Annotated in this window: 11 protein-coding genes and 1 pseudogene; 9 read left to right on the forward strand and 3 right to left on the reverse strand. The window is 67.1% G+C overall.

The genetic code is table 11. The features are described from left to right. Window positions 1-12 precede the first annotated feature (12 nt). On the reverse strand, window positions 13-735 hold the full coding sequence (gene rph, locus B2X67_RS20305; RefSeq protein WP_273234667.1) for a ribonuclease PH: 723 nt from the start codon (window positions 733-735) through the stop codon (window positions 13-15). A 145-nt stretch (window positions 736-880) separates the two neighbouring features. On the opposite strand from rph, the gene B2X67_RS20310 reads away from it, so the two are divergent. The 7 genes from B2X67_RS20310 (at window position 881) to yegQ (ending at window position 7626) form a co-directional block, all read left to right on the forward strand. After that, a complete protein-coding gene (locus tag B2X67_RS20310) occupies window positions 881-1744 on the forward strand; it encodes a YicC/YloC family endoribonuclease (RefSeq protein ID WP_286786604.1) in 864 nt (287 codons plus the stop codon). Between the two features lie 12 nt (window positions 1745-1756). Then, window positions 1757-2371: a guanylate kinase gene (gene gmk, locus B2X67_RS20315; RefSeq protein WP_090231490.1), complete on the forward strand. Its 615-nt coding sequence runs from the start codon at window positions 1757-1759 to the stop codon at window positions 2369-2371. A 141-nt stretch (window positions 2372-2512) separates the two neighbouring features. Beyond that, window positions 2513-2776 (forward strand): DNA-directed RNA polymerase subunit omega, encoded by a 264-nt coding sequence (gene rpoZ / locus B2X67_RS20320; protein WP_286786605.1) that lies wholly within the window; start codon window positions 2513-2515, stop codon window positions 2774-2776. A gap of 56 nt (window positions 2777-2832) precedes the next feature. Continuing rightward, complete coding sequence (gene spoT, locus B2X67_RS20325; RefSeq protein ID WP_286786606.1) at window positions 2833-4941, forward strand: bifunctional GTP diphosphokinase/guanosine-3',5'-bis pyrophosphate 3'-pyrophosphohydrolase; 2109 nt, start codon at window positions 2833-2835, stop codon at window positions 4939-4941. 66 nt (window positions 4942-5007) lie between these two features. Then, window positions 5008-5388: a RidA family protein gene (locus tag B2X67_RS20330; RefSeq protein WP_090231487.1), complete on the forward strand. Its 381-nt coding sequence runs from the start codon at window positions 5008-5010 to the stop codon at window positions 5386-5388. Between the two features lie 48 nt (window positions 5389-5436). Further along, a complete protein-coding gene (locus B2X67_RS20335) occupies window positions 5437-6171 on the forward strand; it encodes a hypothetical protein (RefSeq protein ID WP_273233937.1) in 735 nt (244 codons plus the stop codon). A gap of 120 nt (window positions 6172-6291) precedes the next feature. Then, window positions 6292-7626 (forward strand): tRNA 5-hydroxyuridine modification protein YegQ, encoded by a 1335-nt coding sequence (yegQ, locus tag B2X67_RS20340; RefSeq protein WP_286786607.1) that lies wholly within the window; start codon window positions 6292-6294, stop codon window positions 7624-7626. A 4-nt stretch (window positions 7627-7630) separates the two neighbouring features. On the opposite strand, the gene B2X67_RS20345 is transcribed toward yegQ, so the two are convergent. Next, window positions 7631-10495 (reverse strand): EAL domain-containing protein, encoded by a 2865-nt coding sequence (locus B2X67_RS20345; protein ID WP_286786608.1) that lies wholly within the window; start codon window positions 10493-10495, stop codon window positions 7631-7633. 160 nt (window positions 10496-10655) lie between these two features. Here B2X67_RS20345 and uvrD point away from each other — a divergent pair, with 160 nt between their 5' ends. Beyond that, a complete protein-coding gene (gene uvrD / locus B2X67_RS20350) occupies window positions 10656-12854 on the forward strand; it encodes a DNA helicase II (protein ID WP_286786609.1) in 2199 nt (732 codons plus the stop codon). A 54-nt stretch (window positions 12855-12908) separates the two neighbouring features. Here the strand turns inward: uvrD and B2X67_RS20355 are convergent, their stop codons facing one another. Continuing rightward, the gene (locus tag B2X67_RS20355; protein WP_286786610.1) at window positions 12909-14591 is read right to left on the reverse strand and encodes a methyl-accepting chemotaxis protein; all 1683 of its coding nucleotides are present in this window, start codon (window positions 14589-14591) and stop codon (window positions 12909-12911) included. Between the two features lie 248 nt (window positions 14592-14839). Between B2X67_RS20355 and B2X67_RS20360 the strand changes: the two are divergent. Further along, a pseudogene (locus B2X67_RS20360) lies at window positions 14840-15142 on the forward strand (hypothetical protein); the annotation flags it as partial.

Raw genomic sequence — 15142 nt, forward strand, 5'->3', positions numbered from 1 at the left:
CCAGGCGGCGATTCAGTCGGCCAGCGCGACGCGCTGTAGCTCGAAAATCTGCTGCATGCCCGTCGATGCCAGCGCCAGCATCGCGGTCAGTTCCTCCGGCTGGAACGGCGCGCCTTCGGCGGTGCCCTGCACCTCGATGAACCCGCCGGCGTCGGTCATGACCACATTCAGGTCGGTTTCGGCAGCCGAGTCTTCCAGGTAATCCAGATCGAGCACCGGCTCGCCCTGATAAATGCCGACGGAAACCGCCGCGATCATCTGCTTGAGCGGGTCGCCGCCCTTGAGTCCGCCGCGCTTCTTCAGCACTTTCAGGGCATCGATCAGGGCGACCATCGAGCCGGTGATCGAGGCGGTGCGCGTTCCGCCGTCGGCCTGGATCACGTCGCAGTCGACGTACAGGGTGTTTTCGCCGAGCTTGCTCATGTCCAGCGAGGCACGCAGGGCACGGCCGATCAGGCGCTGGATTTCCAGGGTGCGACCACCCTGCTTGCCACGCGCGGCTTCGCGCTGGTTACGGTCGCCGGTGGCGCGCGGCAGCATGCCGTACTCGGCGGTGAGCCAACCCTGGCCCTGGCCCTTGAGGAAGCGCGGCACTCCCGATTCGACGCTGACCGTACAGATCACCTTGGTGTCGCCGAACTCCACCAGCACCGAACCCTCGGCGTGCTTGGTGTAGTTGCGGGTGATGCGGATCGGGCGCAGCTGGTCGGCGGCGCGGCCACTTGGACGCTTCATGGGTAATTCCTAGGCAGAAAACTGTCGCGCAGTATAAGGGCCGTGTTCGCCGCAGGACATCGCCGTTTGGGAGCCACCGACGCACTGCGCTACAATCCTGCGCCTTTCGTACCGTCTTTCCCGTCTTCACCGAGAGGTTTTCCCCATGGTGCACAGCATGACCGCCTTCGCGCGGGTCGAGCGGGCCGGCGCCCACGGCACCCTGAGCTGGGAGCTGCGCTCGGTCAATCATCGTTATCTCGAACCTCACCTGCGCCTGCCGGACGCCTTCCGCGACCTCGAAGGCGCCGTGCGCGAAGCCCTGCGCCAGGGCGTTTCGCGCGGCAAGATCGAATGCACCCTGCGCCTGGCCGAAGTGGGCGGCGGCGAAGAACTGCAGGTCGACCGCGAGCGCGCCGCGCAGCTGATCGCCGCGGCCGAAAGCGTCGCCGCGCTGATCAAGAAGCCAGCGCCGCTGAACCCGCTGGAAGTGCTCGCCTGGCCCGGCGTGCTGGTGGCCGACGCCGCCGACCCGCAGGCCATGAACGCCGCCGCGCTGGAGCTGTTCGGCGAAGCCCTCGCCGAGCTCAGGAGCGGCCGCGGGCGCGAAGGCGCCGAACTGGCGCGCCTGCTCAACGAGCGCCTGGACGCTATCTCCGGCGAAGTCGCCGCGCTGCGCGAGCAGGTTCCGCAGATGCTCGCGGGCCAGCGCCAGAAGATCCTCGACCGCTTCGCCGAGATGCGCGCCGAGCTGGACCCGCAGCGACTCGAGCAGGAGCTGGTGCTGCTCGCGCAGAAGAGCGACGTCGCCGAAGAACTCGATCGCCTGAGCACCCATATCGGCGAAGTCCGCCGCGTGCTCAAGGCCGGCGGCGCCGCGGGACGGCGCCTGGACTTCCTCATGCAGGAACTCAACCGCGAGGCCAATACCCTGGGCTCCAAGGCCTTCGATCCGCGTTCGACCCAGGCCGCGGTGAACCTCAAGGTCTTGATCGAGCAGATGCGCGAACAAGTGCAGAACATCGAATAGGTTATCGAACAGATGAGCAGCGGCACCTTGTACATCGTTTCCGCGCCCTCAGGCGCGGGCAAGACCAGCCTGGTCAAAGCCCTGATCGACGCCATGCCACAGGTGCGCGTGTCGGTTTCGCACACCACCCGGGCGATGCGCCCCGGCGAGGTGGACGGGGTCAACTACCACTTCGTCGACCGCCAGCATTTCGCCGAGCTGCTCGAGCACAACGACTTCCTCGAGCATGCCGAGGTCTTCGGCAATCTCTACGGCACCTCGCAACGGGCGCTGGAACGTACCCTCGCCGAAGGCTACGACCTGATCCTGGAAATCGACTGGCAGGGTGCGCAACAGGTGCGCCGGCTGATGCCGCAGGCGAAATCGGTGTTCATCCTGCCACCGACCCAGGAAGCGCTGCGCCAGCGCCTGACCAACCGTGGCCAGGACAGCGAGGAGATCATCGAGCGGCGCATGCGCGAGGCGGTCAGCGAGATGAGCCACTACGTCGAATATGACTACCTGGTGATCAACGACGATTTCGCCCACGCCCTGGACGACCTCAAGGCGATCTTCCGCGCCAACCAGTTGCAGCAGGGCGCGCAGCAACTGCGTTTCGGCGAGCTGCTGCGGCAATTGCTGGCGTGAGGGGCAGCGCCTGAGGTATACCCTGGCGCGCGGCGGAAACAGATTTACCGCTTCCCTAAATGCTGGTGATTTTTTAAACTATCCAGTCCGCTCGCCCGATCGGGCACAGCTCCCAGACTTTTCAAGATTCAGAGGAACACCATGGCTCGCGTTACCGTTGAAGACTGCCTGGACCACGTGGATAACCGTTTCGAGCTGGTCATGCTTGCCACCAAGCGCTCCCGTCAGCTGGCAACCGGCGGCAAGGAGCCCAAGGTAGCCTGGGAAAACGACAAGCCGACCGTCGTCGCCCTGCGCGAAATCGCCGAAGGCCTGGTTGATTACGACGTGATCGCCCAGGAAGAGATCGTCGACGACGAGCCGCTCTTCGCCAGTTACGAGGAAGAGGCCAACGAGGCCCTTTAAGCCTATGCCCGGTCGAAGTCACAGGGTAGCGATTGGAAGCCGGCAGGAGCCCTGCCTTGGCTAGCATAGATACCCTCGCCGAACGACTTTCGACCTACCTCGGCGCGGACCAGGTCAATCTGGTCCGCCGCGCGTACTTCTACGCCGAGCAAGCCCACGATGGCCAACGCCGTCGCAGCGGCGAAGCCTACGTCACCCATCCGCTCGCGGTGGCCAACATCCTCGCCGACATGCACATGGACCATCAGAGCCTGATGGCCGCGATGCTGCACGACGTCATCGAGGACACCGGCATCGCCAAGGAAGCGTTGATCGCCCAGTTCGGCGAGACGGTGGCGGACCTGGTCGACGGGGTCAGCAAGCTGACCCAGATGAACTTCGAGACCAAGGCCGAAGCGCAGGCGGAAAACTTCCAGAAGATGGCCATGGCCATGGCCCGCGACATCCGCGTGATCCTGGTCAAGCTGGCCGACCGCCTGCACAACATGCGCACGCTGGAAGTGCTGTCCGGCGAGAAGCGCCGGCGCATCGCCAAGGAAACCCTGGAAATCTACGCGCCCATCGCCAACCGCCTGGGCATGCATGCGATGCGCGTGGAGTTCGAGGACCTCGGCTTCAAGGCGATGCACCCGATGCGCTCCGGGCTGATCGCCAAGGCGGTCAAGAAGGCTCGCGGCAACCGCAAGGAAATCGTCAACAAGATCGAGGAATCGCTGACCCATTGCCTGCAGCGCGACGAGCTGGAAGGCGAAGTGGTCGGCCGCGAGAAGCACCTCTACAGCATCTATCAGAAGATGCGCGGCAAGCATAAGGCGTTCAACGAGATCATGGACGTCTACGCCTTCCGCATCATCGTCGACAAGGTCGACACCTGCTACCGCGTGCTCGGCGCGGTGCATAGCCTGTACAAGCCACTGCCGGGGCGCTTCAAGGACTACATCGCGATTCCTAAGGCCAACGGCTACCAGTCGCTGCACACCACGCTGTTCGGCATGCACGGCGTGCCCATCGAGATCCAGATCCGCACCCGCGAGATGGAAGAGATGGCCAACAACGGCATCGCCGCGCACTGGCTGTACAAGTCCAGCGACGACGAGCAGCCCAAGGGCACCCACGCCCGCGCCCGGCAATGGGTCAAGGGTGTGCTGGAGATGCAGCAGCGCGCCGGCAACTCGCTGGAATTCATCGAGAGCGTGAAGATCGACCTGTTCCCGGACGAGGTCTACGTGTTCACGCCCAAGGGCCGCATCATGGAACTGCCCAAGGGTTCCACCGCGGTCGACTTCGCCTACGCGGTGCACACCGACGTCGGCAACAGCTGCATCGCCTGCCGCATCAACCGGCGCCTGGCGCCGCTCTCGCAGCCGCTGGAAAGTGGCGAGACCGTCGAGATCGTCAGTGCGCCCGGCGCGCGGCCGAACCCTGCCTGGCTGAATTTCGTGGTCACCGGCAAGGCGCGCACGCACATCCGCCATGCGCTCAAGCAGCAGCGTCGTTCGGAATCGATCAGCCTGGGCGAGCGCCTGCTGAACAAGGTGCTGGCCGGCTTCGACAGCCATCTGGAAAAGATCGCCGCGGAACGCGTGCGCGGCGTGCTTGCCGAGTACCGCATGGAGGTGCTCGAGGACCTGCTCGAGGATATCGGCCTGGGCAACCGCATGGCCTACGTGGTCGCACGGCGTCTGCTGGCCAGCGAGGGCGAGCAGCCGCAGAGCGCCGAGGGGCCGCTGGCGATCCGCGGCACCGAAGGCCTGGTGCTCAGCTATGCCAAGTGCTGCACGCCGATTCCCGGCGACCCGATCGTCGGCCACCTGTCCGCGGGCAAGGGCATGGTCGTGCACCTGGAAAGCTGCAAGAACATCGCCGAAATCCGCAACAACCCGGAGAAGTGCGTGCAGCTGTCCTGGGCCAAGGACGTCACCGGCGAATTCAACGTCGAGCTGCGCGTCGAGCTGGAACACCAGCGCGGCCTGATCGCCCTGCTCGCCGGCAGCGTCAACGCCGCCGACGGCAACATCGAGAAGATCGGCATGGACGAACGCGACGGTCGCATCAGCGTGGTCCAGCTGGTGATCAGCGTGCACGACCGCGTTCACCTCGCCCGCGTGATACGCAAGCTGCGCACCCTGATGGGTGTGGTGCGCATCACCCGCGTCCGCGCCTGACCCCTTTCCCACCGAGGGCGCGGCCTGCCCGCGCGCTCCGGTAAACACCCTCAGAAGGAGTTCATCATGAGCAAGACCGTCATCAGCAGCGACAAGGCCCCCGCCGCCATCGGCACCTACTCGCAGGCGATCAAGGCCGGCAACACGCTTTACATGTCCGGGCAGATCCCGCTGAACCCGGCGACCATGGAGCTGGTGGAAGGCTTCGAGGCGCAGACCGTCCAGGTGTTCGAGAACCTCAAGGCCGTGGCCGAGGCCGCCGGCGGTTCGTTCAAGGACATCGTCAAGCTGAACATCTTCCTCACCGACCTGGCGCATTTCGCCACAGTCAACGAGGTCATGGGCCGTTACTTCCAGCAGCCCTACCCGGCCCGCGCCGCCATCGGCGTCGCCGCGCTGCCGCGTGGCGCGCAGGTGGAAATGGACGCCATCCTCGTCCTCGAATGATCGCCGCCGCGGGGCCTTGGCCCCGCCGCCCGAGGGAAGCCACCGCCCATGCGTAATGCACTCTTGCTGTTACTCGCCGGCAGCCTGCTGGCCGGTTGCGCCAGCCCGCCCAGCGACCCCAGCGGCATCTGGATCAACCAGGCGGCGATCGATGCCGCCGCGCAAGGCAGCAGCCTGCGCGAGTCGCTGCTGGCATTCGGTCCGAACCTGGAGTGGCGGGTCGATCCACAACAGCGCAGCGCCACCTTCAGCAACGGCTTCGAGTTGGGCGAAGGGCGACTGGTGGACGAGCAGGAGCGCCAGTGGCGGGTGGAGTTTCCCGGCGACTTCCAGGAGCGTCTGAGCCTGGACCACGGCGAGCTGGTGCAGCAGGCCAGCCAGAGCTGGCCGGAGCAGCGCTTCGCCCGTCCCGCCGTCGCGGCCGCCGCCGATACACCGACCGGCGCCAGCTTCGAGCACGCGCTCTACACCGCCTACCTGGGCGGCACCTGGACCATCCGCGAGGGCCTGGGCGAAGGCGGGCTGGTGCTGTTCCACCCGGACGGGAGCCTCGAAGGACTGCCCGGCGCGGATCGTTACGCCCTGTGCCTGGCCGGCGATTGCGCCTCCATGGCCGGGGATCACGACAGCCTCTGGCTGCAGCTCGGCGACAAGGGTCGCTCCTGGCTGTTCGAGCGCGACGGCAAGCAGCTGAAGATTATCGAAGCGCTGAACGATGCCGCGCCGGACGAGATTCCCGAATACCGCCCCGGTGCCCAGGCCTGGCTGCTGGAACGCGACTAGGTCGCTGAGCATCCGCCGGGCACGGCCCGCGCTCATTCGCCGCAGCTAGACCCAGGTCAACCCCGCGGCCGCGGGCGCCGTCTAGAATCGCGACCCTTTTCCGGTTGCGATCCGCCCGCCATGACCCCCTCGCCGTTCCGCCCCGAGCTGCTTTCCCCCGCCGGCACCCTCAAGTCGATGCGTTACGCCTTCGCCTACGGCGCCGACGCGGTGTACGCCGGCCAGCCGCGCTACAGCCTGCGCGTGCGCAACAACGAGTTCGATCATGCCAACCTGGCGCTGGGCATCGACGAGGCGCACGCGCAGGGCAAGCAGTTCTACGTGGTAGTCAACATCGCGCCGCACAACGCCAAGCTGAAGACCTTCCTGCGCGACCTGCAGCCGGTGATCGAGATGGGCCCGGACGCACTGATCATGTCCGATCCCGGCCTGATCATGCTGGTCCGCGAACACTTCCCGCAGATGCCGATCCACCTGTCGGTGCAAGCCAACGCGGTCAACTGGGCGAGCGTCGAATTCTGGCGCCAGCAGGGGCTGACGCGGGCGATCCTCTCGCGCGAGCTGTCGCTGGAGGAAATCGGCGAGATCCGCCAGCGCGTGCCGGGCATGGAGCTGGAAGTGTTCGTCCACGGCGCCCTGTGCATGGCCTATTCCGGGCGCTGCCTGCTCTCCGGCTATCTCAACCATCGCGACCCCAACCAGGGCACCTGCACCAACGCCTGCCGCTGGGAGTACAAGGCCAGCGCCGCGCAGGAGAACGAGCTGGGCGAGATCGTCGCCGCCGGCGTGCAGCAGGTCGACCCCACGCTCGGCCAGGGCGCGCCGAGCGACCGGGTGTTCCTGCTCGAGGAGAGCACCCGTCCCGGCGAGCCGATGTCCGCCTTCGAGGACGAGCACGGCACCTACATCATGAACTCCAAGGACCTGCGCGCCGTGCAGCACGTCGAGCGGCTGGTGGCGATGGGCGTGCATTCGCTGAAGATCGAGGGCCGCACCAAGTCGCACTTCTACGTGGCGCGTACTGCCCAGGTCTATCGCCGGGCCATCGACGATGCGGTGGCCGGCAAGCCGTTCGATGCGTCGCTGCTCGGCAATCTCGAATCCCTCGCCCACCGCGGCTACACCGAAGGTTTCCTGCGCCGCCACGTGCACGACGAATACCAAAACTACCTGCGCGGCAGTTCGCTGTCCGAACGCCAGCAGTTCGTCGGCGAGCTGACCGGCGAGCGTCGTCACGGCCTGGCTGAGGTGAAGGTGAAGAACCGCTTCGCCCTCGGCGACCAGCTGGAGCTGATGACCCCGCAGGGCAACCTGCACTTCCGCCTCGACGCGCTGCAGACTGCCGCTGGCCAGCGCGTCGAGGTGGCGCCGGGCGACGGCCATGTGCTCTACCTGCCGCTGCCCGAAGACGTGCAGCCGGAACTGGGGCTGTTGATGCGCCAGCTGGAGCACTGAGCGATCAGTCGCGGCGCTGTTCTTCCAGCAGCGCGACGAAGGCGTCCACCGCCAGCGGCCGGGCGATCAGGTAGCCCTGAATCTCGTCGCAGCCGTGGGCCTTGAGGAAATCCAGCTGCGCCTGTTCCTCGACGCCCTCGGCCACCACTTCCAGCTCCAGGCTGTGGGCCATGGCGATGATCGCGCGGGTGATCGCGGCGTCCTCGGCGCTGGCGGACAGGTCTCGGATGAAGCTCTGGTCGATCTTCAGCACGTCCACCGGGAAGCGCTTGAGGTAGCTCAGGGATGAGAAGCCGGTGCCGAAGTCGTCGATCGCCAGCTTCACGCCGAGCGCGCGCAACTGCTGGAAGCTGCGCGCGATGGTCTCGACATTGTCGAGCATCTGGCTCTCGGTCAGTTCCAGTTCCAGCAGGTGCGCCGGCAGGCCGCTGTCGTCCAGCACCTGGCGCACCAGGCTGGTGAGATTGCCCAGGCGCACCTGATGCACCGAGATGTTCACCGAGACGCGGATGTCCATGTCCCGGGCACGCCAGGCGCAGGCATCGGCGCAGGCCCGGCGCAGGACGAACTCCCCGATCACGCCGATCAGCCCGGTTTCCTCGGCCAGCCCGATGAACGCCCCCGGCGCCAGCAGGCCCTGCTCCGGGTGATGCCAGCGCACCAGCGCCTCGGCCGCGCTCAGGCTGTCGTCGGCGAGGCGCAGCTTGGGCTGATAGAAGACATCCAGCTGGCCGTCGTCGATCGCCTTGCGCAACTGGTTCTCCAGCTGCAGCCGCTGCAGCGTAGAGGCCTGCAGGCTGTCGGTGAAGAACTGGAAGCCGTTGCCGCCCAGGCGCTTGGCCTGCTGCATGGCGGTGTTCGCCTGGCTGATCAGGGCGGAGATTTCCCGCGCGTTGTCCGGCAGCAGGCTGATCCCCACCGAGGCGCTGATCACCAGTTCCTGGCCGCCGACATCCATTGGCTTGCGCAGCTTGCCGAGCAGCCGTTCGGCGCTGCGCGCGAGCGCCGAGAGGCTGCCGTAGGAGTCCAGCAGCACGGCAAACTCGTCACCGGAAATCCGCGCCAGGGTGTCCGCTTCCGGCACCGCCTGGGCCAGGCGCCGGGCCATCTGCCGCAACACCTGGTCGGCGACTTCGTGGCCGAGGCTGTCGTTGAGCAGCTTGAAGCGATCCAGATCGATGTGCAGCAGGGCCAGGCTGCGGCCGCCCTGGCGAGCGCGCTGGCTGGCCTCGTGCAGGCGCTCGCGGAACAGCGTGCGGTTGGCCAGCCCGGTCAGTTCGTCGTAGTTCGATAGGTAGCGCAGGCGCTCTTCGGCATGACGCCGCGCGCTGAGGTCGGCGAAGAAACCGACGATGTGGCGCAGCGTGCCACGCGCGTCGCGGACCACGTTGAGCTGCAGCCATTGCGGATAGAGTTCGCCACTCTTGCGGGTTTCGACCAGTTCGCCCTGCCAGCGCCCGTGCTCGCGCAACTCGGCGTCGATCTGCTGGTACTGGCGCTGCGAATCGCGGCTGCTGGAAAGCGCCGCCACGCGCCGCCCGAGCACCTCGTCGCGCTGATAGCCGGTGACCTGGCTGAAGGCACCGTTGACCGCCAGCACCCGGTATCCCGGATCGAGAATGACGATGCCTTCGCTGGCCGCCTCGAACACCGTGGCGGCCAGCAGTTGATCGGTCTCGCGGATCTTGCGCACGCTGATGTCGCGGCGCGTGCCGAGCATCCGCGTCACCCGCCCGCTCGTGTCGCGCTCCACGGCCCGGCCACGATCCTCGACCCACAGCCAGTGGCCGTCGACGTGGCGCATGCGGTACTCGGCGACGTACAGCTCGGTGAGCCCCTTGAGGTGCGCGATCAGCGCCTGGCGCAGCTCCGGCAGGTCCTCGGGATGCAGCTGCGTGCGTAGGTAGCGGAGCATGCCGGGCGCGGTGTCCTCCTCGACGCCGAAGATTTCCCGCAGCTGCGAGTGATGCACTTCGTCGCTGACCAGGTTCCAGTCCCACAGGCCCAGCTCGCTGGCTTCCAGCGCCAGGGTCAGGCGCTCCTGGCTGCTGCTCAGCGCGCGGGTCGCTTCGTCCAGCTCGCGGGTGCGCTCGGCGACGCGCCGTTCGAGGTCGTCATGGGCGTCGCTGAGCCGGCGCTCGGCGCGCCGCCGCTGCTCGACCTCGCGCCCCAGCCGGCCATTCAGCACGTCGGTCTGGCGCTTGGACTGCTCCAGCGTCGCCAGCAGCGCCTGGTTCTGGAAACCCTGCAGCAGGCTGCACCAGAGCAGCCGGTTGATCTGCCAGGCCATCAGCAGCAGCGCCACGCCGAGAATGGCCGCCAGCACCCCGCAGGCACGTTGCGCGGGCGCGTCGCTGAGCAGCAGGTAGGTCACGGTCGGCAGCAAGCAGGGCAAGGCGAAGGTGAGCAGCGCCGGCAGACTGACCGCGTAGGCCACGCCGGCGGAAAGGATCGCCGCGGCGATCAGCCCGTAAACCAGCGCCTGGCGGGTGAAGTCCTCGGCGGGCACCAGCATGATCACCGGGAACGCCAGCGCCAGACCGGAAGCCGCGGCGCCCAGCAGAAACGCGCGATACCAGCGCGGCTCGGCCCGGCGCTGTTCCGGGGCGGCATCGAAGGCCGTCACCTGGACCAGCCGCACCACTGCCAGCAGCACCAGCCAGACCAGCCACACCGCCAGCCACAGGCTTTCCTGCGGGCTCCACAGCAGATAGGCGCAGGCCAGACCGGTGAGCAGCATGAACAGCGTCGGCAACCGCGAGCCCTGGTACAGCAGGCGCGTGCGCTCGATGGCGATCTGGGTCGCGAACTGCTGACCGATGGCCCGGCCTTCGGCAGGCAGGCGGATCGTCCGGGTGGCGGCACTCATAGGCGGTTCTTGTAGTGGTCTGAGCCTAAAAAGACGCCGGAGCATAACGTGAGCACGAGGCCAGGCCCAACAGCTTTTAGGACGACCGAGCAGTCAGGCATCGCCGTTCCGCCGGGCACGCCGGTTTGCCCGGCCTGACGCCGCCCCCTAGAATGCCGCGATGCCTAACGACGATCTCTCCCTCCTGCTCAACTCCCTCAACGATGCCCAGCGCCAGGCGGTTGCCGCGCCCATCGGCCGCCAACTGGTGCTGGCCGGCGCCGGCTCGGGCAAGACCCGCGTGCTGGTGCACCGCATCGCCTGGCTGATCCAAGTGATCGGTGCCTCGCCGCATTCGCTGCTGTCGGTGACGTTCACCAACAAGGCCGCCGCCGAGATGCGCCATCGCATCGAACAGTTGCTGGGGATCAACCCGGCCGGCATGTGGGTCGGCACCTTTCACGGCCTGGCGCACCGCCTGCTGCGCGCGCACTGGCAGGAAGCCGGGCTGAACCAGAACTTCCAGATCCTCGATTCCGATGACCAGCAGCGCCTGGTCAAGCGGGTGATCCGCGAGCTGGGCCTGGACGAACAGCGCTGGCCGGCGCGTCAGGCGCAGTGGTTCATCAACGGGCAGAAGGACGAAGGCCTGCGCCCGCAGAACATCCAGGCCGGCGGCGACCTGTTCCTCGCCACCATGCGCAAGATCTACGAAGCCTACGAAGCGGCCTGCGCGCGCGCGGGCGTGATCGACTTCTCCGAGCTGCTGCTGCGCGCCCTCGACCTCTGGCGCGACAACAGGGGCGGCATCCTCGACCACTACCGCCGGCGCTTCCGCCACATCCTGGTGGACGAATTCCAGGACACCAACTCGGTGCAGTACGCCTGGCTTAAGATCCTCGCCCAGGGCGGCGACAGCCTGATGGTGGTGGGCGACGACGACCAATCGATCTACGGCTGGCGCGGTGCCAAGATCGAGAACATCCAGCAGTTCTGCGACGACTTCGCCGACGCCCAGACCATCCGCCTGGAACAGAACTACCGGTCCACCGCGAGCATCCTCAAGGCCGCCAACGCGCTGATCGCCAACAACCAGGGTCGCCTGGGCAAGGAGCTCTGGACCGAGGGCGGCGACGGCGAGCCGATCGGCCTCTACGCCGCCTTCAACGAGCACGACGAAGCGCGCTACGTGGTCGAGAACATCGAACGCGCGGTACGCGACGGCGCGCTGCGCAGCGAGATCGCCATCCTCTACCGCTCCAACGCCCAGTCGCGGGTGCTCGAGGAAGCGCTGCTGCGCGAACGGATTCCCTACCGCATCTATGGCGGCCAGCGCTTCTTCGAGCGCGCCGAGATCAAGAACGCGATGGCCTATCTGCGCCTGATCCACCAGCGCGGCAACGACGCCGCGCTGGAGCGGGTGATCAACGTACCGGCACGCGGCATCGGCGAGAAGACCGTCGAGACGCTGCGCGAATTCGCCCGCGCCCAGGACCTGTCGATGTGGGCCGCGCTGCACCAGGCGGTCGGCACCAAGGTCATCGGCGGCCGCGGCGCCAGCGCGCTGAACGCCTTCGTCGAGCTGGTCGACACGCTGGCGCTGAAGGTCGAGGGTCTGCCGCTGCATGCGATGGCGCAACTGGTCATCGAGCAGTCCGGGCTGCTGGCCTACCACCGCGACGAGAAAGGCGAGAAGGGCCAGGCACGGGTGGAAAACCTCGAGGAACTGGTCTCCGCCGCACGGGCCTTCGACAACTACGAAGGCGAGGAAGGCGACGAGGAACAGACGCCGCTGGCGGCCTTCCTCGACCACGCCTCGCTGGAGGCCGGCGAGCAGCAGGCCGGCGACCACGAGGACAGCGTGCAGTTGATGACGCTGCACAGCGCCAAGGGCCTGGAGTTCCCGCTGGTGTTCCTGGTGGGCATGGAAGAAGGCCTGTTCCCGCACAAGATGAGTCTGGAGGAGCCCGGCCGCCTGGAGGAAGAACGCCGCCTGGCCTATGTCGGCATCACCCGGGCCATGCGCCAGCTGGTGGTGACCTACGCGGAAACCCGCCGGCTCTACGGCAGCGAGACCTACAACAAGGTCTCGCGCTTCGTCCGCGAGATTCCCCCGGCGCTGCTCCAGGAAGTGCGCCTCTCCGGCAGCGTCAGCCGCCCTTACGGGCAGCAGGCACGCGGCGGCGCCTCGATGTTCGAAGGCGCCCAGGTGCCGGACACCGGCTTCAACCTCGGCCAGCGCGTCCAGCACGCGCTGTTCGGCGAGGGCGTGATACTCAACTTCGAAGGCTCCGGCGCCCAGGCCCGGGTGCAGGTGAACTTCGACGGCGAAGGCAGCAAGTGGCTGATGCTCGGCTACGCCAAGCTGCAGCCGCTCTGACGTAGCCATCCAGGAGCCGCGTTTCGCGTCTCCCGGATGGCCGCCTTCTCGCTCTCAGATCCTGAACTGACGCACCAGCGCACCGAGCCGCTCGCCCAACTGCGAGAGGCTGCGCGCGGTCTGCGCGCTCTGCCGGGTTTCATCGGCGACTGTTTCCACCGCCACGGCGATCTGGTGCACGCTGCGGTTGATCTCCTCGGCCACCGCGGTCTGTTCCTCGGCGGCGCTGGCGATCTGCGCGTTCATCGCGTTGATGGTGCCGATCAGCCCGGCGATGGTGTCCAGCGAAGCGCCCGCCTGGTTGGCCTGGGTGCTGCTCGCCTCGCCGGCCTCGCTGGAACGGCGCATGGCGCTCACCGCGATCTGCGTGCCGTGTTGCAGGCGATCGATCATCGCCTGGATTTCCTGGGTGCTCTGCTGCGTGCGGCTGGCCAGCGCGCGTACTTCATCGGCGACCACCGCGAACCCGCGCCCGGCCTCACCGGCGCGGGCCGCTTCGATCGCCGCGTTGAGCGCGAGCAGGTTGGTCTGCTCGGCGATCGAGCGGATCACCGCCAGCACGCTGACGATCGACTGTACGTCCTGCTGCAGGCTGTCCAGCGACACCCCGCTGCTGCGGATGTCGCCGACCAGTGCATGGATGCTGGCCACGCTGTCGTCCACCACACGCTTGGCCGACTGCCCCTCGTCGTCGGTCTTGCGTGCGGCCTCGGCGGCGCCTTGCGCGCTGTGCGCCACTTCCTGGGCGGCGGCGGACATCTCGTTGATCGCCGTGGCGACCTGATCGGTCTCCTGGCGCTGCCGGTCCATCGCCTGCTCGCCCCGGTGAACCTGGGAAGCGACCTCGCCGACCAGGCCGTTTAGCTGCCCGGTCATGTCGGCGATCTGCCGGACCAGGCCGTGGATCTTCTCGACGAAGCGGTTGAACGAGGCGGCCAGCTGGCCGAGCTCGTCGTCGCCGCTCACCGGCAGGCGACGGGTCAGGTCGCCCTCGCCCGCGGCGATGTCGTCGAGGTTGTTCTTCATCTGCTTGAGCGGCTTCAGGAAGGTGTTGCCGAGGGTCACGCCGGCGATGCCGCAGAGGATCAGCAGCACCACGGCGATCACCGCGATGCTGGTCACGATGCTGCGGATGCGTTCGTCGATGCCGGCGCGCACCTCGCTCAGCTGCCCTTCGATGCGGTCCAGGTTGACCGCCGTGCCCAGCGCCATATCCCACTTCGGCAGGTAGTAGCTGTAGGCGAGCTTGGGCACGTTGACGCTCTCGTTGCCCGGCAGCGCGGTGGCGTACTGCACGTAGTTGCTGCCGTTCTTCGCCACGTTGACCAGCTCGTCGTTGACCAGCACCCCGTTGGGGTCCTTGCGGCCCTTCAGGCTCTTGCCGACGTCGACCGGGCTGTCGCCGCGAAACAGGCGGACCATGTCCGAGTCGTAGCCGAAGAAGTAGCTGTCCTTGCCGTACTTGATCTTCGACAGGATCGCGATGCCCTGCGCGCGGGCCTCCATGTCGCCGGCGGCGGAGGCGTCGTACAGGCTCTGCACGCTGCCCAGGGCGATCTGCATGTAGTGCTGCAGCTCGCCGCGGCTTTCTTCCATCAGCCGCTCGCGCATGCTGTTCACTTCATCGTTGGCGAAGCTCAGCAGGATCTTCGCCGTAGCCAAGCTCAGCACGATGGCCAGCAGGATCACCGGTAGCAGCGCCAGTATCAGCACTTTGGTCTTCAGCATCAGTCGCATCGCCAACTCCTCGGGTACGGCCGAACCGGGCCGGATGGATAGGGGTTATCGGCATTCGCCGCGAATGCTGTATGGCAGTGAAGCAGACCCCGACCTGCGGCGTGCTGACGCTGCGTATCGGAGTGCCTCGAGGTGCGCGCCAGAGCCTTCGCCGCGGGCCAGGCAAAAGCCCGAAACACTCTGCGGCTGGTCTTGTCAGGCCCGCCTGTTCAAGATGGCGCGCGTAGATCAATGAATGGGATACCCACATGCAACGTTTTCTCAGCCTTGCCCTGGCCTTCTGCGTCGCCCTGACCCTGAGTCTCGACGTGAATGCCGCCAAGCGCTTCGGTGGCGGCAAATCCTTCGGCAGCGCGCCGAGCCACCAGAGCCGTCAGATGCAGCAACCGGCGCAGAACAACGCCGCCGCTGCCGCACCCGGCCGCCAGGCGGGCGCCGCCAGTGGCGCCTCGCGCTGGCTCGGCCCGCTGGCCGGTATCGCCGCCGGCGGCCTGCTTGCCTCGATGTTCATGGGCGACGGCTTCCAGGGCCTGCAACTGTTCGACATGCTG

The organism is Pseudomonas sp. UBA3153, from assembly GCF_002364635.1.
GTDB lineage: Bacteria > Pseudomonadota > Gammaproteobacteria > Pseudomonadales > Pseudomonadaceae > Pseudomonas_O > Pseudomonas_O kuykendallii.

What these genes read in the sequence shown, in the direction of transcription:
- rph (WP_273234667.1), bottom strand. Translation starts at nt 735, where the DNA reads ATGAAGCGTCCAAGTGGCCGCGCCGCCGACCAGCTGCGCCCGATCCGC.
- B2X67_RS20310 (WP_286786604.1), top strand. Translation starts at nt 881, where the DNA reads ATGGTGCACAGCATGACCGCCTTCGCGCGGGTCGAGCGGGCCGGCGCC.
- gmk (WP_090231490.1), top strand. Translation starts at nt 1,757, where the DNA reads ATGAGCAGCGGCACCTTGTACATCGTTTCCGCGCCCTCAGGCGCGGGC.
- rpoZ (WP_286786605.1), top strand. Translation starts at nt 2,513, where the DNA reads ATGGCTCGCGTTACCGTTGAAGACTGCCTGGACCACGTGGATAACCGT.
- B2X67_RS20330 (WP_090231487.1), top strand. Translation starts at nt 5,008, where the DNA reads ATGAGCAAGACCGTCATCAGCAGCGACAAGGCCCCCGCCGCCATCGGC.
- B2X67_RS20335 (WP_273233937.1), top strand. Translation starts at nt 5,437, where the DNA reads ATGCGTAATGCACTCTTGCTGTTACTCGCCGGCAGCCTGCTGGCCGGT.
- yegQ (WP_286786607.1), top strand. Translation starts at nt 6,292, where the DNA reads ATGACCCCCTCGCCGTTCCGCCCCGAGCTGCTTTCCCCCGCCGGCACC.
- B2X67_RS20345 (WP_286786608.1), bottom strand. Translation starts at nt 10,495, where the DNA reads ATGAGTGCCGCCACCCGGACGATCCGCCTGCCTGCCGAAGGCCGGGCC.
- uvrD (WP_286786609.1), top strand. Translation starts at nt 10,656, where the DNA reads ATGCCTAACGACGATCTCTCCCTCCTGCTCAACTCCCTCAACGATGCC.
- B2X67_RS20355 (WP_286786610.1), bottom strand. Translation starts at nt 14,591, where the DNA reads ATGCGACTGATGCTGAAGACCAAAGTGCTGATACTGGCGCTGCTACCG.